Source organism: Pacificimonas pallii (genome assembly GCF_019204005.1).
Lineage (GTDB): Bacteria > Pseudomonadota > Alphaproteobacteria > Sphingomonadales > Sphingomonadaceae > Pacificimonas > Pacificimonas pallii.
In genome coordinates, this window is record NZ_JAGSPA010000004.1 from 215,063 (window position 1) to 235,264 (window position 20,202).

Annotated in this window: 20 protein-coding genes; 9 read left to right on the forward strand and 11 right to left on the reverse strand. The window is 62.8% G+C overall.

All coding sequences use genetic code 11. The features are described 5' to 3' along the window. Nucleotides 1-122 precede the first annotated feature (122 nt). The gene (locus KCG44_RS12900) at nt 123-947 is read left to right on the forward strand and encodes a DUF5694 domain-containing protein (RefSeq protein WP_218446519.1); all 825 of its coding nucleotides are present in this window, start codon (nt 123-125) and stop codon (nt 945-947) included. An 18-nt stretch (nt 948-965) separates the two neighbouring features. On the opposite strand, the gene hemA is transcribed toward KCG44_RS12900, so the two are convergent. The 4 genes from hemA to murI form a co-directional block, all read right to left on the reverse strand. Then, nucleotides 966-2,180 carry a 5-aminolevulinate synthase gene (gene hemA / locus KCG44_RS12905; RefSeq protein ID WP_218446520.1) on the reverse strand — a complete coding sequence of 405 codons (1,215 nt, stop codon included), beginning with the start codon at nt 2,178-2,180 and terminating at the stop codon, nt 966-968. Between the two features lie 176 nt (nt 2,181-2,356). Then, on the reverse strand, nt 2,357-3,391 hold the full coding sequence (locus KCG44_RS12910; protein ID WP_218446521.1) for an enoyl-CoA hydratase/isomerase family protein: 1,035 nt from the start codon (nt 3,389-3,391) through the stop codon (nt 2,357-2,359). Continuing rightward, nucleotides 3,388-3,828, reverse strand: a complete 441-nt coding sequence (locus KCG44_RS12915; protein ID WP_218446522.1) for a PaaI family thioesterase — start codon at nt 3,826-3,828, stop codon at nt 3,388-3,390. Before KCG44_RS12915 ends, KCG44_RS12910 begins: the two co-directional genes overlap by 4 nt. Before the next feature lie 18 nt (nt 3,829-3,846). Continuing rightward, nucleotides 3,847-4,641 (reverse strand): glutamate racemase, encoded by a 795-nt coding sequence (gene murI / locus KCG44_RS12920; protein WP_218446523.1) that lies wholly within the window; start codon nt 4,639-4,641, stop codon nt 3,847-3,849. A 53-nt stretch (nt 4,642-4,694) separates the two neighbouring features. Here murI and KCG44_RS12925 point away from each other — a divergent pair, with 53 nt between their 5' ends. Further along, entirely contained in the window at nt 4,695-5,147 is a 453-nt protein-coding gene (locus tag KCG44_RS12925; RefSeq protein WP_218446524.1) for a GNAT family N-acetyltransferase, read from the forward strand. 37 nt (nt 5,148-5,184) lie between these two features. Next, complete coding sequence (hemB, locus tag KCG44_RS12930; protein ID WP_218446525.1) at nt 5,185-6,189, forward strand: porphobilinogen synthase; 1,005 nt, start codon at nt 5,185-5,187, stop codon at nt 6,187-6,189. Nucleotides 6,190-6,334: 145 nt separating this feature from the next. Here the strand turns inward: hemB and KCG44_RS12935 are convergent, their stop codons facing one another. The 6 genes from KCG44_RS12935 to KCG44_RS12960 all read right to left on the reverse strand — a co-directional run bounded on the left by KCG44_RS12935 (nt 6,335) and on the right by KCG44_RS12960 (nt 14,723). Then, nucleotides 6,335-7,735, reverse strand: coding sequence for a UdgX family uracil-DNA binding protein (locus KCG44_RS12935; protein WP_218446526.1), 1,401 nt, complete (start codon nt 7,733-7,735; stop codon nt 6,335-6,337). A gap of 69 nt (nt 7,736-7,804) precedes the next feature. Next, nucleotides 7,805-8,200: a DUF805 domain-containing protein gene (locus KCG44_RS12940; protein WP_369411989.1), complete on the reverse strand. Its 396-nt coding sequence runs from the start codon at nt 8,198-8,200 to the stop codon at nt 7,805-7,807. 43 nt (nt 8,201-8,243) lie between these two features. After that, on the reverse strand, nt 8,244-9,560 hold the full coding sequence (locus tag KCG44_RS12945; RefSeq protein WP_218446527.1) for an amidohydrolase family protein: 1,317 nt from the start codon (nt 9,558-9,560) through the stop codon (nt 8,244-8,246). Next, nucleotides 9,557-10,984, reverse strand: coding sequence for an amidohydrolase (locus KCG44_RS12950; protein WP_218446528.1), 1,428 nt, complete (start codon nt 10,982-10,984; stop codon nt 9,557-9,559). The genes KCG44_RS12945 and KCG44_RS12950 overlap by 4 nt, the downstream gene beginning before the upstream one ends. After that, complete coding sequence (locus KCG44_RS12955) at nt 10,984-12,600, reverse strand: peptide MFS transporter (protein WP_218446529.1); 1,617 nt, start codon at nt 12,598-12,600, stop codon at nt 10,984-10,986. The genes KCG44_RS12950 and KCG44_RS12955 overlap by 1 nt, the downstream gene beginning before the upstream one ends. Before the next feature lie 125 nt (nt 12,601-12,725). Then, nucleotides 12,726-14,723 carry a TonB-dependent receptor gene (locus tag KCG44_RS12960; RefSeq protein ID WP_218446530.1) on the reverse strand — a complete coding sequence of 666 codons (1,998 nt, stop codon included), beginning with the start codon at nt 14,721-14,723 and terminating at the stop codon, nt 12,726-12,728. 144 nt (nt 14,724-14,867) lie between these two features. Here KCG44_RS12960 and KCG44_RS12965 point away from each other — a divergent pair, with 144 nt between their 5' ends. Further along, nucleotides 14,868-15,458, forward strand: coding sequence for a nitroreductase family protein (locus tag KCG44_RS12965; protein WP_218446531.1), 591 nt, complete (start codon nt 14,868-14,870; stop codon nt 15,456-15,458). A 25-nt stretch (nt 15,459-15,483) separates the two neighbouring features. Here the strand turns inward: KCG44_RS12965 and KCG44_RS12970 are convergent, their stop codons facing one another. Then, the gene (locus tag KCG44_RS12970) at nt 15,484-16,089 is read right to left on the reverse strand and encodes a hypothetical protein (RefSeq protein WP_218446532.1); all 606 of its coding nucleotides are present in this window, start codon (nt 16,087-16,089) and stop codon (nt 15,484-15,486) included. Between the two features lie 127 nt (nt 16,090-16,216). Between KCG44_RS12970 and KCG44_RS12975 the strand changes: the two genes are divergently transcribed. The 5 genes from KCG44_RS12975 (at nt 16,217) to atpA (ending at nt 20,136) form a co-directional block, all read left to right on the forward strand. Next, nucleotides 16,217-16,570, forward strand: a complete 354-nt coding sequence (locus tag KCG44_RS12975) for a GntR family transcriptional regulator (RefSeq protein ID WP_218446533.1) — start codon at nt 16,217-16,219, stop codon at nt 16,568-16,570. A 152-nt stretch (nt 16,571-16,722) separates the two neighbouring features. Then, a complete protein-coding gene (msrB, locus tag KCG44_RS12980) occupies nt 16,723-17,232 on the forward strand; it encodes a peptide-methionine (R)-S-oxide reductase MsrB (protein ID WP_439651448.1) in 510 nt (169 codons plus the stop codon). Beyond that, complete coding sequence (gene msrA / locus KCG44_RS12985; protein WP_218446535.1) at nt 17,229-17,849, forward strand: peptide-methionine (S)-S-oxide reductase MsrA; 621 nt, start codon at nt 17,229-17,231, stop codon at nt 17,847-17,849. Before msrB ends, msrA begins: the two co-directional genes overlap by 4 nt. Before the next feature lie 214 nt (nt 17,850-18,063). Next, a complete protein-coding gene (locus tag KCG44_RS12990; protein ID WP_218446605.1) occupies nt 18,064-18,603 on the forward strand; it encodes a F0F1 ATP synthase subunit delta in 540 nt (179 codons plus the stop codon). A 3-nt stretch (nt 18,604-18,606) separates the two neighbouring features. After that, on the forward strand, nt 18,607-20,136 hold the full coding sequence (atpA, locus tag KCG44_RS12995) for a F0F1 ATP synthase subunit alpha (protein WP_218446536.1): 1,530 nt from the start codon (nt 18,607-18,609) through the stop codon (nt 20,134-20,136). Nucleotides 20,137-20,202: the final 66 nt, after the last annotated feature.

Sequence of the window (20,202 nt, forward strand, 5' to 3'; positions counted from 1 at the left end):
GAGTTTCCCCATATCGGGGCTTTTACGGGGCATATTCGCCTGATCCTGTTGTCATGCGCATCCACGTTGACGGGCGCGACCGCATTGCGTTAGTGATATATGACACTAAATCGGAGGCGACAATGAAGATGTTTCTGGCCGCAATGGCGGCGCTCGTTCTGGCTTTTCCCGTCGCCGCTCAAGAGACGCCTGATGTCGAGGTCATGGTGTTCGGGACCTACCATTTTGCCAATCCCGGGCTCGATGTCGTCAATATCGAGGTCGACGATGTGACGACGCCCTCGCGGCAGGCGGAACTGGCGCGGCTGGGGGCTGCGCTTGCCGGGTGGAAGCCTGATCGCGTGCTCGTCGAAACGCAGATCGCGCCGCCATTCGAGGTCAGCGATTATGCTGACTTCACCCCTGCGCAGCTATCCGAGCGGCGTAACGAAACGGTGCAGATCGGATACCGGCTCGCGCATATGCTTGGCCATGAGGCTGTTTACGGATTTGATGAACAGCCTTCTGATGACGAGCCCGACTATTTTCCGTTTGCAGCCTTGACGGCCTATGCCGATGCGAATGGCATGACACCGGTTCTGGATACGAAAATCGCGGACGCCCAGGCTTTTGCGGCGGCGGAAGGCGAGAAACAGAAAACCCAGTCAATCGCGACGTCGCTCCTGCCGCATAATGACAGCGGGAAAATCGCCGAGAAGCACAGCAATTTCTATTTCGGCGTGTTGCAGATCGGCGATGCCGATACGCAGCCCGGGGCTGATCTGAACGCCATGTGGTTTTTGAGAAACGCGAAGATGTTCGCAAAGATCGGCCTGATCGCAGAGCCCGGCGAGCGCATATTCGTACTGGTCGGTTCGGGGCATAAATACTGGCTGGACACACTGGTTCGCGACACGCCGGGTTTCCGGCTTGTCGATGCGACACCCTATCTGAAACTGGCGGAATAGGCCCGCGCGGCTACCGGCCTAGGCTGCCAGCTTCATCGCCATCCGGCCCCAGATTTCAACCAGTGCCTTCACCAGTTCGGTCATCATCAGCTCGTCATGGTGCGGGCCGGGGGTGAAGCGCAGGCGCTCCGTCCCGCGCGGGACCGTCGGGTAATTGATGGGCTGCACGTAAACGCCGTATTCCATCAGCAGAATGTCGCTGATCTTTTTCGCTTTCACCGGATCGCCGATGTGCAGCGGGACGATGTGCGTCGTCGACTCCATCACCGGCAGATTGGCCTGCGTCATCATCGTTTTCAGGCGCGTGGCCGCCTTCTGCTGCCCTTCGCGTTCTTCCGAGGATGCCTTCAGGTGCTTGACGCTGGCCAGGGCACCGGCGGCCAGGACCGGCGACAGGCTGGTGGTAAAAATGAAACCGGGGGCATAGCTGCGGATGACATCAATCAGTGTCTTGGATGCGGTGATATAGCCGCCCATGACACCGAACGCCTTTCCCAGCGTCCCCTCGATGATCGTCACCCGGTCCGCGCAGTCGTCGCGCTCCGAAATGCCGCCGCCGCGTGCGCCGTACATGCCCACCGCGTGCACTTCGTCCAGATAGGTAAGGGCGTTGTATTTATCGGCGAGATCACAGATGGCTGCGATGGGGGCCACGTCGCCGTCCATGGAATAGACGCTTTCAAAGGCGATCAGCTTGGCCGCTTCAGGATCGTCCGCGGCAAGCAGTTCTTCCAGATGCTCCAGATCATTGTGCCGGAAAACGCGCTTTTCACAGCCGGAATTGCGAATGCCGGCGATCATCGACGCATGGTTCAGTTCATCGGAATAAACGATGCAGTTCGGCAGCAGCTTTGCCAGCGTCGACAATGTCGCCTCGTTGGAAACATAGCCCGATGTGAACAGCAGCGCGCCTTCCTTGCCGTGCAGATCGGCAAGTTCGCGCTCAAGCTGAATATGCAAATGCGTGTTGCCGCCGATATTGCGCGTGCCGCCAGAGCCCGCGCCGACATCGTGCAGCGCCGCCTCCATGGCCTCGATCACCGCCGGATGCTGCCCCATGGCGAGATAGTCGTTCGAGCACCATACGGTGATGGGTTTCGGTCCGTTATGACCGGCAAAGCATTTCGCATTGGGGAAATTGCCGCGATTGCGCAGGATGTCGATAAAGACGCGGTAGCGGCCCTCTTCGTGAAGGCGGTCGATCGCCTTTTCGAATATCATATTATAGTTCACGTTCCGCACCCGCTGCTCGTCGATTTTCGTGCCCTGTAGCGCATGCGGCAGGTTGTGGCATCCTCCTTTTTGTCGCAAGTTATTGACGTATAACTATTATTGAGAATGGTTCTCAATTTCAGAAAGCGCACGCCGGTGGAAACCGGGCATTTCAGGCACAAGCCGCCGAATGTGGATCAGAGACGCAGATCGCCATGCGGCGGCACCGCGAAATAGCTGTCGACCATATCCGCCGTGACGTCGCGCAGATTGGACGGGTTCCAGCGCGGTTTCCGGTCCTTGTCGATCAGCTGCGCGCGAATGCCCTCGTAAAAGTCATGCCCCGCCTTGATATTGCCGACCAGGCGGTATTCCCGTTTCAGGCAGCCCGCCAGATCGTCATCCGCGCCTTCGCGCAGGGCGCGCAGCGTGATCTTCATGCTGGTCGGCGACATGCGCATCAACAGGTCGCGCTGCGCCTCCGCCCAGTCGTCGCCCATGCTTAGCGAGGCCATGATCTCTTCGACGCTGGTCTTGGCGAAGTGCCTGTCGATGCTCTCGCGGTGGGTCTTAAGAGCGGGCGGTTGCCCGGGCGGCCTTTCGAATTGCACCATCACATCGGTCACGCTGTCGACATCGCTCGCCAGCGCCGTGATCAATCCTTCGACATTGCCGCTTTGCGTGTAGTGCGTGGCAATGCCTGCATATAGGCAATCCTCCGCCTTCAGCCGCGCGCCGGTCAGGCCCAGATATGTCCCGATCTCGCCCGGCATATGCGACAGGGCATGCGTGCCGCCGACATCGGGGATCAGGCCGATGCCGGTCTCTGGCATCGCGAACAGCGTTCTTTCGGTGGCGATGCGATAAGGTGCGTGGATCGACAGGCCGACGCCGCCGCCCATGGTGATACCGTCGATGATGGCGACATAGGGTTTTTCAAACGTGCCGATGCGGTGGTTCATGCGGTATTCGTCGCCGAAGAAATCTTCCCAGTCCGACGATCCGTCTCCGCGCCCATTGTACAGGCCGACGACGTCGCCGCCGGCGCAAAAGGCTTTTTCGCCGCTGCCGGTAATCGCTACGACGTTGACGCCGTCGTCGTCCGCCCATTCGCCAAGCTGCGTGTAGATCGCGTTGCACATGGCGCGATTGAGCGCGTTCAGCGCCTTGGGGCGGTTCAGCGTGATCAGGCCAAGGCGGCCGCGGGTTTCGAACAGGACGTCGTCGGTCATTTGCGTTCCACGAGTTTGGGGTTGGGGAGGTCGCGCGGCGCGCTGGTGGTGGACAGGCGTGCCAGCAGCTTGCCGTCCTCGTCGGTCAGATCCGCCTCCATAAAGGCGATGGTCCTGCCGAATTTGACGCAGCGTCCGTCGGCGTACAGGCGGCCTGTCTTCGCGGCGGCAAAAAAGCTGACCTTCATTTCCAGTGTGGGAACGAAGATCTTGCGCTTCGAAAAGACGATGGCCGAATAGGCGGCGGCATCGTCCAGCATGGCCGCGACGATGCCGCCTTGCACGCTGCCATTTGGATTGCAGAGTTCCGGGCCGACGGTGAAGGCCATGCGAACCGTACCTGCATCCTGGTCGACCGCCAGCAATTCGGTTTTCAGGAACGCGGCGGTTGGCGGCGCAAACCGGTTCATGCGTTCGCGGACTTCTTCATTGGTCATGACCATAAGGCGCTTTTCCTATAACACATCGATATTGGCAAAGCCGCGCGCGGAGAATGCCGGACGAAGAGCCTCTAGCGCGGGATCGTCGCGCGTGAACACTGCCCGGTGTGACAGGGATATATCTGGCCATTGCACATCCGCCAGCAGATGCGCCGTCCGGCGGGCTATGCCGCCGCCGCCATGCACGAAGGTCAGCGGGCGTCCGGCCGCCGCCGCCAGTTGATCCTGCACCAGCGGGAAATGGGTGCAGGCAAGGGCAACCACATCCATGACATCGCCGCGCGGCTGGATAAGGAGGCCCTCCATGGCGGCGGCGAAGGCACTCGTCGGCACTTCATCGCCGCGCAGTGCCGCCTCCGCATTGGCGGCAAGGTCGGGCGCGCCGTGACGCAGCACCGTGCAGTTCGGCGCGAAGCGGGCCGACAAATCATCGACATAGGCCTGCCGGACCGTCGCGGGCGTGCCAAGCACGCCAATCACGCCGGATTTCGTTTGCTCCGCTGCGGGCTTGATGGCGGGCACCGTCCCGACGACGGGCAGATCGAGGGCGGATCGGACATGCGAAAGCGCGATGGTCGAGGCGGTGTTGCAGGCGATCACGACAAGGGCCGGACGGTAGCGCTCGACCAGCCGCCCAAGCATGGCAGGAACACGCGCCGCGATCTCTGCTTCCGTCTTCGACCCATAAGGAAATCCCGCATTGTCGGCGGCATAGATGATGGGCGCGCGGGGCAGGACCCGCATGACGGGATCGGCGACGGACAGGCCGCCAATGCCGGAATCGAAGATCAGGATAGGATTGCCGGGCATGCCGCGCGCTGTATACTGGCGGTTTGGATGCGGCAACGGGATGATTGCGCCACATGATCGAGATACGAGCCCCTGAACCGCGCGATGAGGCCGCGTGGCGCCAATTGTGGACGGACTATCTGCGGTTCTACGAATCCAGTGTCCCCGAGGAGGTTTACCGTACGACCTGGTCTCGACTGCTCGCGGATGGCGACCGGTATCGCCCGCGCGGCCTCCTCGCCTTCAGCGGGGAAAGGCTCGTTGGCCTCGTCCATTTCCTGCTGCACAGCCATGCCTGGCGCGTCGAGGACGTGACCTATTTGCAGGATCTTTATGCGGACCCGGACATGCGCGGCATGGGCGTCGGGCGCCGCCTGATAGAGGCCGTCTATGCCGAGGCCGATGCGCTGGATGCGCCGAACGTCTACTGGTTGACGGAAAGCGACAATCACACCGGGCGGCGTCTTTACGACCGGATCGGCACGCTGACGAAATTCATAAGGTATCAGCGGCCGCCGCGCGCCTGAATTGAACCTGCCCGCCGCATCTGTCACAAGCTGCGATATGACGCCCGGCTTTCCCTCGCTTCGCCTGCGCCGCACACGCGCCCATGACTGGTCCCGCCGCATGCATGCGGAAACCGTCCTGTCGCCCGCCGATCTGATCTGGCCGCTGTTCATTGCGGAGGGGAAGGCCTACCGGGAGCCGGTGGCCACGATGCCGGGTGTGGAGCGCCTGTCGGTCGATCTGATCGTCGAGGCGGCGCGGGAAGCTGCGGATCTTGGCATTCCTGCGGTCGCGCTGTTCCCGAACACGGCGGCGGCTGCGCGGTCGGACGATGGCCGGGAAGCGGTCAATCCCGATAATTTGATGTGCCGCGCCAGCCGCGCGATCCGCGATGCCGGCATTGATGTGGGCATACTGACCGACGTTGCGCTCGATCCCTATACCGATCACGGTCATGACGGGCTGCTGTCGGACGACCACCGTATTTTGAATGACGAGACGCTGGAGGTGCTCGCCGCGCAGGCCGTGAACCAGGCGCGCCATGGCGCCGATATCATCGCGCCCAGCGACATGATGGATGGCCGCGTCGGCGTCATCCGGACCGCGCTTGAGGCCGAGGGCTTCAAGGATGTGCAGATCATGTCCTACGCCGCCAAATATGCCAGCGCGTTTTACGGACCCTTCCGCGATGCCGTCGGCTCCGGCGGGCGGCTGGTTGGCGATAAGAAAACCTATCAGATGGACCCCGCCAATGCCGAGGAAGCCCTGCGCGAAGTCGCGCTCGATATCGCCGAGGGCGCCGATAGCGTCATGGTGAAACCCGGCCTGCCATATCTCGACATTGTCGAGCGGGTGAAGTCCACATTCGCCGTTCCGATCTATGCGTATCAGGTGTCGGGCGAATATGCGATGATGCGCATGGCGATGGACGCCGGGATCCTGGACCGGGACCGCGGCATGATGGAAGTGCTGACCGCGTTCAAACGCGCCGGATGTTCCGCGGTGCTCAGCTATTTCGCGCGTGACGCGGCCCGCCTGATGCACCAGGGAAACCGGGGATAACGACACTGTAGCGGCGACCGGTTCGACTGGTGCATCCATTTGATTGCCCATGCGGGTCCAGCCCCTCTGCGCCGGACTGGTGTTTCGTCGCCGCCTTTTAAAAGCCGTTAACCGGCGATTTCGAAGCCATATTTTCGGTACTGCGCTAGTGAAGCTCCGCCAGACGGGCCTTCACAGCGGCGATTTCGTCACGAAAGCGGGCGGTTTCGTCCTCGGCCTTTGCGCGGTCCGGAATACGCAGCAGGTAGGACGGGTGGACCGTCACCCAGCCTTCGGATCCGTCCGGCAGCGCAATCGGCGATCCGCGCGTCTTCGTGATTGTCACGACTTTCCCCAACATCGACCGCGCAGCGCTGGCGCCAAGGGCGACGGTGATTTTGGGTTGCACCAGATCGCGTTCCTGGTCCGCCCACCAGCGGCAGGCTTCGATTTCCGGTCCTGACGGCTTTGCATGGATACGCCGCTTGCCGCGCTGCTCATATTTGAAATGTTTCACCGCGTTGGTGACATAGGCGGTCGTCCGGTCGATCCCGACTTCACGCAGGATCTGGTCAAACAGGCGTCCCGCAGGGCCGACAAACGGCCGCCCGGCAAGATCCTCCTGATCGCCGGGTTGTTCGCCCAGAAACATCAGGTCGGCGTCAACCGGCCCTTCGCCGAACACAAGCTGCGTTGCCGGCTTCCACAGATCGCATCCGCGGCAGCCCACCGCTTCTTCGCGAAGTGCGGAAAATGACTTCGTGCGATTGTCTCCTGCAATCACCATGGCCTGACGCGCGGTATCGACCATGACCGTCTCCCGCGCGCGGGCCCCCGCGATCAGCTCCGGGATCAGCGCGCTTTCCGGCATGTTTTTCCAGTATTTCTTTGGCATCTCCGCCGTCATCGCCTTCACCTTCACCCGCGCCGGGTTGAAGATCGAGGCGAAATAGGTCTTCCACGTGTCCTCGACGGGATCGCCGTCCGGGGCGTCCGCCTTTGTTGCCCCTGGCGTAAAGCTAAGACCCTGCGTGTCCCAGTGCGCGCAGAGGTCCGGCGTCAGGATCGACCAGTTCATATTGGCGAACCGCCGCTGGAAGAACGGCGCGTTCGTGCGCACGATGTGATGGTCAGGCTCGAACCAGGCGACGAAGCGGCTATCGCCATCGGTGTCGATCTCGCGAAACCTGACAAAGGCACGCATCTTGTGAATGTCCCGCGCGACCGCCTTGCGCAGATCATGCAGACGCTTGCGCAGCGGATCGGCGCGATCGTCAAGCGCACCGCGCTCGTCCTGCAGGCGAAGCAGCATCGTATAGAGCAGGGCGAAACGCTCTGGATCGCGGTGACAGATCACGTTGCGCGCCAGATCGATAAAGGCCTTGGGGACCTTTAAGTCTCCCTTGGCAGTCGCCGCCGGCGGCGCCTCGCTGCCAAACAGGTTTTGCGCGGTATCACCGATTTGCCAAATGATGTCCGCGGGGTGAACGCCGCCGAGCGCAAGCTGGCGCGCAGCGCTGCGCCAGCCATCGAAATCCTCTTCATGGGCGAGTCTGGCACTGTGCATGAGATAGAAAAAGCGCGGGATGCGCTTGACGTTCCCGCGCTTTTTGACGCTGGTGGAGGGCGAGAGGTTCTAGCTGAACGCGTCCTGCAGCGCTTCGTTGTCGGGCCCTTTGGGGTTTGGGCCATATTTGTTCGGACCGGGCGTGCCGTCCTGAACGAAGAAATAAAGCAGGATAAGGCTCCCGATGATCGGGATTATCCCGATCAGCAGAAACCAGCCGGACTTATCGAGGTCATGTAGTCGGCGAACGCCGACAGCCAGCGATGGAATGAGCAGACCCAGGCTGAAAATCAACAGCAGCATGGACCCGACCACATTCGGGTCGGTGCCAAAGCCACCGGTCAGCAGGCCAAGCACCACATAGACAACGATGTAGCCAAGCAGGAACATCCAGTATTCCTTGCGGCGCGAGCGACCGTTGAAATCCGCATAGCGCTTCAGCGGCATCAACATCCATTCCATCATCGCTTCTCCCTTCATCTATCTTCGTTGCGGCTTGCTGCCTGCCTTAACGTGGCCGCGTGTAATGTTTGGGAAGGCCCGTATCCGCATTTGCCGGATTATAGCGCTCCGCAAGCTTCGTTTGGCGGCTGGTCATCGGCTGCTCATTGCCGTCGATCCAGATCGCCGTCGGGGCGCTGGCCGTCTCCAGGGGGTCGCCGTCCCAGATGACGATGTCGGCACGCGCGCCCGGCGTGATCCGCCCGGACCGCGTCAGGCCGAAAATGTCCGCCGGTATGCTTGTGATCGCGGCGATGGCCTGCTCGTGGCTAAGGCCGGTCGCACCCGGGATGCGGCCCTGCGCCACCAGCTGTCCCGCCTGCTGCGGCAGTTGCGGGCTGACCGATGGGCCGCCCGCATCAATGACGCCGACCTTGACACCCGCGGCGACCATGCGTCCAATATTGGACTGCGTCGCCGCCAGCGTTTCGAAGGAAGCGGGCAGGTTCCGCATCGGGACGGCCACGACCGGAACATTCGCCGCCGCGATTTCGTCGGCGACAAGCCAGCCCTCCGCAACGCCTGCCAGAACGATCTTCATGCGCGGATAGTCGCTGCGCAATTGCAGCACGCGGCGAATATCGCTGGCGCGGTCGACATTGATCATTGCCTGGGCGCTGCCGTCGATGACGCGCGACAATGCCGCGGCGTCCGCGCGCGTCAGCAGTGAATCCTCGCTGCGACCATCGCCGTAGCGCGCCGGGGCGCGGGCATAGGCGGCGGCTTCCGACAGGGCGTCTTCAAGACGCGCAAAGGCGGCGGCGCGGGATCCGCCTGCACGGCGCGCGCCGTTTTCACCCATGTCGATGACCTGAAAGGCGGCTGCGTTCATAAGCGGTGTCGGGTCGGTCGCGTCCAGACTGATCGCCGCGCCGAAGCCGCCGAACAGGTCACCGGATGGAGAGCCGCTGACGACGGCGCGCGTCACCCCCTCGATCCGGGCAACACCGATCGCCGTGCTGGCCGGGTTGATCGCATCGGCCATGTCAAGCGCGGCCGAGTACGGACTTTTCGACGAGCGGGTTTCGTTGGTGGAGGCGACTCCGCCGACTTCGACAAGGCCGAGCACGCTGCCTGCCGCAACAAGGCCGGGGGTGACATAGGCCCCCTGCGCATCCACGACCGTGCCGCCGGCCGCGCCGCCGCTACCGACGTTCGCGACGCGGCCATTGCGGACGGTGATCGTGGTGTTGCTGCGTTCAGCGGCGCCGGTGCCGTCGATCAGGCGCGCATTCACGATGGTGAAGTCCTGCGCCGCCGCCGGTGCGGTAACGGCAATGGCCGCGGCGATGGCGGCTGCGCCGGAAAAGTGGATCGTCTTCATTTCGTGTCCCCTTCACCGGGCTGGCCGAGTTCAAAGTCGCTGACGGGGCGCATGCCGCTCCCGGCGTCGTACAGCAGCGCACCGTCCAGCCAGACCTTCTCCGGCCGGGCATATACGGAAAGCGGGTCGCCGTTCCATAGAACGACATCGCCGCGCTTGCCGACTTCCAGGCTGCCAACCTCATCGTCGATGCCAAGTGCCTTCGCCGGATTCATGCCGATCCATGTCCATGCTGTTTCGGGCAGGATATTGAGACCGGCACGATTGCCATCGGCAAGCGCCTTGGCGCTTTCCTGATTGAGACGCTGGATGCCGATATCGTCATCGGAGTGCGTGATGGCGCAGGCACCGGCGGCGTGGACGAACGGGATATTCTCCCGAATGCCGTCATAGCTTTCCATCTTGAAGCCCCACCAGTCGGCCCACATGGCCGCGCAGGTGCCGTTCTCCTTCAACAGGTCGGCGATCTTGTAGGCCTCGACAGCGTGGTGAAACGCGCTGACCTTATAGCCGAATTCCTTCGCCAGATCGAGAATTCCGGCCATTTCATCGGCGCGGTAGCAGTGATTTTGCACCAGGATTTCGCCGTCGAGGACACCGCGCAAGGTATCAAGCTGCAGGTCGCGCTTGGGAATGTCCTTTGCTTTTGCGGTACCATTCTCGACCTTCTCGTCCCAGGCGTCCCACTGGCGGTCATATTCGACCGCCTTTTGCCAGGTTATGCGATAGAGCGCAAAATTGCCCATGCGGCTGCCGGGCATGCGCCCCTGGCTGCCATAGACACGCTTGGGGTTCTCGCCGCAGGCCATTTTCAGGCTGTCGGGCGCGCCGGGGAATTTCATGCCCTGCACGGTGCGGGCCGGGACATTGCGCAGCGTCACGCCGCGCCCGCCAAACAGGTTCGCCGATCCCGGCAGGATGTGCAGCGTCGTGACACCGGCGGCAAGCGCGCGGCTGAAACCGGGGTCCTGCGGCCAGACGCCGTGCTGTGCCTCGACCTCCGATGTGACAGGGCCGGTGACTTCATTGCCGTCGGAATGCGCATCGACGCTGGGCGACGGATAATTGCCGAGGTGCGAATGGATATCGATAATGCCCGGCGTGACCCACTTGCCGCCCGCATCGATGCGCAGGGCATCGGCGGGGGCGTCGACGGCGGTACCAATGGCGGCGACCTTGCCGCCTTCGATCAGGAGCGTGCCGCCCATGATCTTTCCGCCCGCGCCGTCATAGATATTGGCGTTCTCGATCACGGTCGTCTGCGATCCGTAGGGCGCATAGGTCGACGCGTAGGGATTCTCCGCCCGTTTTGGCAGTTCGGACGATGAAGCCGATTTCGGCCCGGCCGTATCCGCCTGCGCGGTCGCACAGGCGGTGAGCGCCGCGGCGCTTGCCAAGGCCAGCGCCATTCTGAGCCTGGACATTAACGTGTCTCCGTCGTCGTGTTCACACCCGCGGCCTGCGGCTCGGCAAGACCGGCCTCGCCTGCCAATGCGTGATCGACATCGTCGTCGGCCAGCGTATCGAGGTGCATCAGTTTCTTTATGAGCGGCGAGATGATCATCACGGCCACGCCCACACCGACGGCAAAAAGACCGACGGTCTCATAGACGCCCAGAACGACCTCCTTGCCGGCCTCTGCGCCTTCAAGCCCTTCGCCGCCCGTCGCCTGAGCGATCAGGCCCGCCGCGAAATTACCCGCCGCAGAAGCGAAGAACCAGGTGCCCATGATCAGGCTGGCCATATGGGTTGGGGCAAGCCGGTTCATGGCGCTGAGCCCCACCGGCGAAAGGCAAAGCTCACCGGTCGTGTGCAAAAGATAGATCAGGAAGATCAGGATCACCGGTACAGGCACGTCGAGGCCCACGGCCTCCGCGCCCCATACCAGCACCAGAAAGCCAAGTCCGACCTGTACGACGCCAAGGCCGAACTTCAGGGGCGCGGAGGGCTCCATGCCCTTCTGCCCCAGCCACGTCCAGACGATGGCGAATATCGGCGCGAGCATGATGATGTAAATCGCGTTGATCGACTGGAACACCGATGCCGGGACACCGCCGCGGTCGACATGGCGGTCAGTGAACAGGTTGAGCGAGGAACCCGCCTGCTCGAAAAGGGCCCAGAAAATGATCGACGTCAGGATCAGGAACAGCGCGGCAAAGATGCGGTCGCGATCCTCTGCCGGTAAGCGGACCACGGCGATGAAGATGACATACAGCACGAGCGCGCCGCCGAAACCGCCCAGAACATAGCCGACCAGCGCCTGGTTCTGAATGGCGAGCCAGCACAGCCCGACAAGCGCGAACCCTGCGACGTACATCCACCATTCGACGGAAATGCCCGCGACCTTTTCCTTCAGGCGTGCGGGGTTCTTCGCCTCACCGCGGCCAAGCAATAGCGGCTTGCCCCAGATGAAGACGATCAGGCCCGCCAGCATGCCGAAACCGGCGAGGCCGAAGCCATAGGCCCAGCCATAGGTTTCGCCAATGTAACCGCAGAGCAGCGAACCGAGCGCCGCGCCGAGATTAATGCCCATGTAAAAAATTGTGTACGCAGGGTCCCTGCGGATATCCGTGCGCGTGTAAAGCTGACCGACGATCACCGATATGTTCGCCTTCAGAAACCCTGAGCCCACGATGATAAGCGCGAGGGCCAGCCAGAAGACGGACATCATCGGGTTGTCCTGTCCGAGCGATCCATCTCCTTCGAACGCCATGAAGAAGTGGCCGAGCGTCAGCAGGATAGCCCCGAAAAGAACGGCTTTTCTTTGCCCCAGATACCTGTCGGCAAGATAGCCGCCCACCACCGGCGTAATGTAAACGAGCGCGGTATACGCGCCGTAGATGATCGAACCTTCGCCGTCGGAAAATGCCCAGTGCTTCACCAGATAGAAGATCAGCAGCGCGCGCATGCCGTAATAGGAAAAGCGCTCCCACATTTCGGCAAAGAAAAGGACGAAGAGTCCTTTTGGATGCCCCAGGAATGTGCCTGCACTGTCGGTGGATGGCAGGCCGGGTGCGGCCGCCGCTGACGTGTTCGCCATGTATATAAGCCCTCTTTTTCCGCGCGGCACCTCCCCGATGCCGCATTCAAGTGCCGGACATTAGCCGCGACAATTTGTTATTGAAAGCCCGTTCGATTCGTGCGCCGCGGCGCAACAGTCCGCGGTCAGCCGGTCCACTTGATCCCCGCCCACATGGTGCGCGGGCGGGCAAGCGTTGTCGCGCCGCGAATATCGATGCCATCCTCGATACGGGCATCGGTCAGGTTTTCGCCGGAAAGGGTGACGGCAAAGCCGCGTGCGATGGGGATGGCCGCGCCCGCGTCGATGTGAACGAAACTGTCCAGCGGACGGCGTTCTAGATCGTCCTCGAACTGGCGGGAGACGTGGCGGATCGATGCGCCGACATGACCGTTCTCGCCGATCCGGTAGCGTGCGCTGGCAAAGGCACGGTTGCGGGCGACCTGCGGCGGACGAAAGCCATCCTGCGCGGCCGCCGCGCCGCTGCCCCTCTGTTCCGCATCCGTGAACGCATAGCTCGCAAATAGCGACAGTCTGCCGATCTCCAGATCCGCGCTGGCCTCAATCCCGCGCGCTTCGACCGCGTCCAGGTTCAGCCGCTGGCGAAACGCGCCGAAGACGAAGCCGGTGCCGGGAAATACGCCCGGTCCGCGCGCGAGCGTGATGTTGCTGACGATATCGTCGGCGCGCAGAATGAAACCGGTGACGCTCAGCCGGGCGGTGGACAGCGGGCGGTAATCAAAGCCGACGTCGACACCATAGGTTCGTTCTGGACGAAGCGCTGCGTTTGCGGCGGTCGCATCGGGGCCGACGCGGAAGGGGCGGTACAGTTCATTCAGGGTCGGCAGCCGCCAATTCGTATAGGCGGCACTCCTTATGGTCAGGGCGGGCGCGGCGCTGAACGCGAAACCGGCGCGCCCACTTGGTTCCCAGCCCGACCGGTCGGCAAAGTCCGTCGAGGTGCTCCGTTCGGAAAACCGGCCATTTGTCAGCGACCAGCGGTCCATCCGTACGCTCGCGGTCAGCAGCAGTGCATCGCTCGCCTGCCAGTCGTGCTGCAGGAACATGCCAAAAATATCGCTGCGTCCGCCCGCCTCACGCAAAGCGGTCAGCCGCGTGCCATCGAAGGCAAATCGCTCATTGGTCGTTCCGCTCGCGTGACGCCAATCGGCGCCGACGCGCAGATCGTGTGCGCCAAAGGAGGGCCTGGCCTCCAACTTCGCGCCGATCCCCGTGGCGGGAACGTTGAACTGGTCGAGCGCCGGCTGTTCGGCCGAACGATCGCCTGCGGTCCGCGCGAAGGTCGCGCGGTAAGAGCGGGCCTGAACGTAGGCCAGCGCCTCCACCGGAACGGCCCCGCGCGATACGAAGCGGACGCTTGCGTCGGCGCCGTCAATGCCGCTGGTGACCAGACGCTGGCCGCGCTGGCGGCTGTCCTGAAACCATGCGCCGCGGACCTGCAGTTCCTTATCCGCGCCAACGGGAAAGACGGCGCGCGCGCTCAGGCTCTGCTGATCATAAGGCGACGCGGTATCGACGGCGCCGCGATCCTCCGGCGCGGTGATGAAAAATCCATCTCCCGACGCATGGCTCGCGTCGATTGCGACAAAGCCACCGCCGATCCGCCCCACCAGCGCGCCGTCCACGTCGATGCCGTCACGACTGCCATAGCGCGCCGAAAGGCCGCTGCTGCGCGTGTCCGGCCCCGCACTCATCAATTCGATCGCGCCCGACAGCGCGCCTGCGCTGAAGGCGCCCGTCCCGCCGCCTGTCCTGACCCGAACGGCCGACAGACTGCCCGCTGCGATCGCTGGCCACGGTACCCAGCCCGCAAAGGGGTCGGTGACGGGAACGCCGTCCAGCAGGACGAGCGCGCGCCCCGCGGCATTGCCGCCGATTCCGCGCAAAGTGACCCCCTGGCTGGTCGCATTGGCACTGCGCGCATCGGACCGGCGGAACAGCTGAAATCCGGGAATGGCCGCCAGCATATTCTCGGTCTGTCCCGACGGCGCATCGGCCAGCAGGGCGGGCGGCAGCACCAGCGTCGCATCCGCCGCCACGCCGGGCGCTGCGGGCAGCGCGGTACCGGTGACAATGATTTCGTCATTCGCATGCGCACGGCCGGGCGCTGCGATTGCGAACATGAAAGCGCTGTAAAACGCCGCACGAGGAAACAGATTGCTGGACACGGCTGGCTTGGAATTCCGGATTGGGGGATGGAGTGTATCTTGCTAATGCAGGCAGCCGAACGTGCAACCCTGTCCCGCTCCATGTGAAAGTATGTCTCGATGCCGCCGACGCCAGAGCCGATGAATGATCGCTCGACACCTCTTGCCCTGTTGATGAGCCGGCGATCGGGCCGCCCGCGCGATATGGTGGAACCCGCGCCTGACGCAGAGGAACTGACGGCGATCCTGACCGCGGCAACGCGCGTGCCGGATCATGGCAAGATTGCGCCGTGGCGATTTGTGGTCATCCCGCGTGACCGGCGCGATGCCTTCGCGGCCATGCTGCACGCGGCCTATGCCGAGGAACGCCCGAATGCCGGCAGGCTGGAGGGAAAGGCCATTGACGATTTCGCGCAGCAGGCGCCGCTGCTGATTGCCGTGCTGCATCGCCCGGATCCGTCCCGTTCCATTCCCCTCAAGGAGCAGGAATGGAGCGCGGCGGCGGCGGCCATGACGCTTGAGCACGCCGTCCATGCGTCAGGCTATGTATCGGGCTGGCTGACCGGCTGGGCGGCCTATTCCAAAAGCGTGACACGGGCGCTGGGGGAGGAGGGCGATACCATCATCGGCTTCTTCTTCATCGGGTCGCCCGGCAAGACGCTCATCGAGCGCCCGCGCCCCGAACTGGACGAAGTCGTCAGCACGTGGTGATCCTGCGGGTGCCCGGTTTTTTTCGCTAATTGACCCTGTCGACGCGCACCGCCCGCTTGCGGCCGCTCACGCGCAGTTCATAGCCCGATAGCGCCGCGCGTTTGACCGTGATCTCGGCGCCCGGTTTTGCCTTGAACGGGCGCCCCCCCTTCTGCCGCCATGCCTGACCGTTCGCCAGAACGAAGGTGCTTCCGACAAAGCTGTTACCGGGGATCATCTGCGCGAGGGTCGAGGAGATATCGTCTATTCCGCGCGCGACGCGGCCGTCCCCCGCCTTCAGGTCTTCCGCACCGAACGCCGCTTCGACGGCCTGCGCTTCCGCCGCGGCCAGGGCGGCCTGACGCGCAGCCTCCGCCGCTGCCTGTTCCGCGGCCAGTTTCGCGGCTTCGGCGGCGCGGGCCTCGGCAAGGCGCTTTTCCTTCGCGGCGCGATCCGCGACGATCTGCTGTGCCTCGGTATTCAAGCGGGTCGCCATGCCGTCATAGCAGGCAAGGCGTTCTTCTTGATCCACCTTCGCGGCGCAGGAGATGAACTCCGCTTCATTGATCTCGGCTGCCGCGCTGGCGGTAAAGCCCGTCGCGATCAGAACGGAAAGGCCAGCGATAAGCGGACGACGGGGGGAACGGGACATGTTGCTTCCTTGTCTTGAACCTGAACTTCCCCTTGCCGCCACCGCACGCGCGAATCAACGCAGTTGGGCAGGGCGACCTGCGGCATCGGGGTTGACTGCCTTACTGTGCTATGGTGTTAGAACACTCATGTGGCAGGACGCTAGACCCATTTATCTGCAGATCCGGGACCGGATTTCAGCATCCATCATTGATGGCGAATTCGGCGTGGGCGAGCCCTTGCCGTCCGTTCGTGTTCTGGCCGCGAAGGAGGAGGTCAATCCGCTGACCGTATCCAAGGCCTATCAGGAATTGCAGGTCGCCGGACTTGTCCAGGCGCGCCGCGGTCTCGGCCTGTTCGTGACCGCCGGTGCGCGTGAGCGGCTGGTGACGGAGCAGCGCCGCATCTTCCTGAAGGGTGACTGGCCGCGCATCCGCGCCCATGTCGAACGCCTTGGCTTTGATATTCGCGATCTGCTGGAAAGCGAACCCGAGGACGCGTGAACGGCATGTTCCGCGGCGACATGTCCTCCCGTCCGGAAACGTGACATCCCAGGTATTTTGTGCGCGCGCGCGTCTTACTCGTCTGATGACGAGTCATGTTGCTTTAAGATTGTAACCGGCAGGATGCCGGTCACGAATATGCGAACATGGATATGTCTATGACAACGAAACGCGAGTTTCTCAGGCTTGGCGCGGGCGGGGTTGCCGCGCTTTTCGCGGCCACGTCCGCGCGCGCCGGTAACGCTGCGCGCGGCGATTTTCCCGTCAGCTATAGCGATGCCGAATGGAAGAAACGCCTGACCGACCGGGAATATCATGTCCTGCGGCAAGCGCGCACCGAACGTCCGGGCACGTCGCCGCTGAACGCGGAAAAGCGCCGCGGCGTGTTTACCTGCGCGGGCTGCGGCAATCCTGTCTATTCGTCGCTCACCAAATATGATTCGGGCACGGGCTGGCCGAGTTTCTGGGCGCCGATCCGCAAGAATTCGGTCGGAACCTCCAGGGATCGCGGCTTCTTCACGGTCCGCACCGAAGTGCACTGCGCAAGGTGCGGCGGCCATCTTGGCCATATGTTTGGTGATGGCCCGGCACCGACGGGGAAGCGCCACTGCATCAACGGTGCCGCACTGAATTTCGTTCATAGACCAAAGAAGGGCGCATGATGCGCATATTCATCCTTACCGCAGGGCTCTTGGCGATGTGCGCCTGCTCCGCGGAAGCGCAGAACGCCCCTGCCGCCTCCGGCGGGGAATCGAAACGGGAGCGCGCCTATTTCGCGATGGGCTGTTTCTGGTGCGGCGAGGCCGATTTCGAAAAGATCGACGGCGTTTACGAAGCGGTGTCGGGATATGCGGGCGGCACGACCGAAAATCCGACATATCAGCAGGTCACAGCGGGCGGGACCGGCCATTATGAAGCCGTCCGCGTCAGCTATGACCCGAACATCGTCAGCTACCGGGACCTCCTCGATATCTTCTGGCGGAACGTCGACCCGCTCGACCCGTCCGGCCAGTTCTGCGACAAGGGTCCAAGTTATCGAAGCGCGATTTTCCCGCGCAACGGCGGCGAGCGCCGCGCTGCGGAGGCAAGCCGCGACTCGGTTCAGGAAAAACTTGGCGAAGAGGTCGCCACGCGCATCGTGGCGGCGAATGTTTTTTACGCCGCCGAACGCTATCATCAGGATTATTACATCAAGAACAAACTGCGCTACGCCTTCTACCGCGAGGGGTGCGGACGCGACGCGCGGCTCGCGGAGATTGCAGAGCGTCTCGGCGGCTGATCAGGGCTCGATCCTTTCCGGCGTCGCGTTTTTGCTATCGCCGCGGCTAATGCTGCCTTGCAACATAAACGTCTGCATGTTAGCGGGCGCAGCGCCGGTACGGAGTCGTCTCCGCGCCGCCTTTTCACGTGGCGGTAACGGCATTCGAAATTGATCCCACAAGGTGCGGAAACGGAACGGCGTGCAAACGGCAGGCAGCGATACAACGGGCAGCATGGTCCATGGGCTTGGCGGGCGTTATGCGTCCGCCCTGTTCGATCTTGCGCGGACCGAAAACCAGGCGGACGAGGTGGAAACATCGCTCGCGCGCTTGAAAGAGGCTCTTGGCGAGTCGAAGGATCTGAACACCCTGATCTCTTCCCCGCTCCTTGACCGGGAGCAGGCGTCGAAGGGCATGATGGCGGTCGCGCAAAAGATGAAACTGGACGCGCTGACGGTGAAGTTCCTGGGCGTCCTGTCGAAAAACCGGCGCCTTGCCGCGCTGCCCCTCATCATCCGCAATTATCAGCAGCTTGCCGCCGAGGCGCGCGGCGAGATTACGGCTGACGTGACGAGCGCACATGCGCTTACGAAGGATCAGGAAGGCGCGGTGAAAACCGTTCTTCGCGCCCGCTTCAAACGCGACGTCGCCCTCAACACGAAAATTGATCCCGACATTCTCGGCGGCCTGATCGTTCAGGTCGGCAGCCGCCTCATCGATTCCTCCTTGAAGACCAAGCTCGACAATATCGGTCGGGCCATGAAAGGCGCTTAACACATGGACATTCGCCCGTCTGAAATTTCCGACGTTATCAAGCAGCAGATTGCCGATTTCGGCACCGAGGCCCAGGTCTCGGAAGTCGGTGAAGTGCTCTCCGTCGGTGACGGCATCGCCCGCGTCTACGGCCTCGACCAGGTCCAGGCCGGTGAGATGGTCGAATTCCCCGGCGGCGTGAAGGGCATGGCCCTGAACCTCGAGGCGGACAATGTCGGCGTCGTGATCTTCGGCAACGATTCGGGGATCAAGGAAGGCGATACGGTCAAGCGCACCGGCGAGATCGTCGATGTGCCCGTCGGCAAGGGCCTGCTCGGCCGCGTGGTCGATGGCCTTGGCAATCCGATCGACGGCAAGGGCCCGCTGACCGACGTGACGCGCAGCCTGGTCGAAGTGAAGGCGCCGGGCATCATTCCGCGTACATCCGTACACGAACCCATGCAGACCGGCCTGAAGGCTGTTGACGCACTCGTTCCCGTCGGCCGCGGCCAGCGCGAACTGATCATCGGCGACCGCCAGACCGGCAAGTCCGCCGTCGCCATCGACGCCTTCATCAACCAGAAGGGCAATAATGCCAGCGACGACGAGTCGAAGAAGCTCTATTGCGTCTACGTGGCCATCGGGCAAAAGCGTTCGACCGTCGCGCAGATCGTTCGCGCTCTCGAAGAAAACGGCGCGATGGAATATTCCATCGTGGTCGCCGCGACGGCGTCCGAGCCTGCGCCGCTGCAGTATCTCGCGCCTTACACGGGCTGTGCGATGGCGGAATATTTCCGCGACAATGGCATGCACTCGCTGATCGTTTATGACGATCTGTCGAAACAGGCCGTCGCCTATCGTCAGATGTCCCTGCTGCTGCGCCGCCCGCCGGGCCGCGAAGCCTATCCGGGTGACGTTTTCTATCTGCACTCCCGCCTGCTCGAGCGTTCGGCGAAGATGAACGACGCCAATGGCAGCGGCTCCATGACGGCCCTGCCCATCATCGAAACGCAGGCTGGTGACGTGTCGGCCTATATTCCGACCAATGTGATTTCGATCACCGACGGCCAGATCTTCCTTGAGACGGAACTCTTCTATCAGGGCATCCGCCCGGCCATTAATGTCGGCCTGTCGGTCAGCCGCGTCGGCGGCGCCGCACAGACCAAGGCGATGAAAAAGGTCGCAGGTTCGATCAAGCTCGATCTTGCCCAGTATCGCGAAATGGCGGCGTTCGCGCAGTTCGGTTCCGATCTTGACGCTTCGACGCAAAAGCTGCTCGCCCGCGGTGAGCGCCTGACGGAACTGCTGAAGCAGGCACAGTATAGCCCGATGCCGATGGAAGAGCAGGTCGTTTCGATTTTCGCGGGCGTGAACGGTTATCTGGATGGCATTCCCGCCAGTGACGTGACGCGTTTCGAAAGTGCGCTGCTGACCGATGTCCGTGCAAATCATGCCGGTGTGCTCACGACCATTCGCGATACCGGCAAGCTGGAAGACGACACGACGAAAAAGCTGCACGATCTCTGCAAGGAATTCGCGCGGACGTTCGCATAAACACCAACCGTCACCCCGGTGAAAGCCGGGGCCCATTTCAAACGCACCGGACAAGACGCGGTCGTT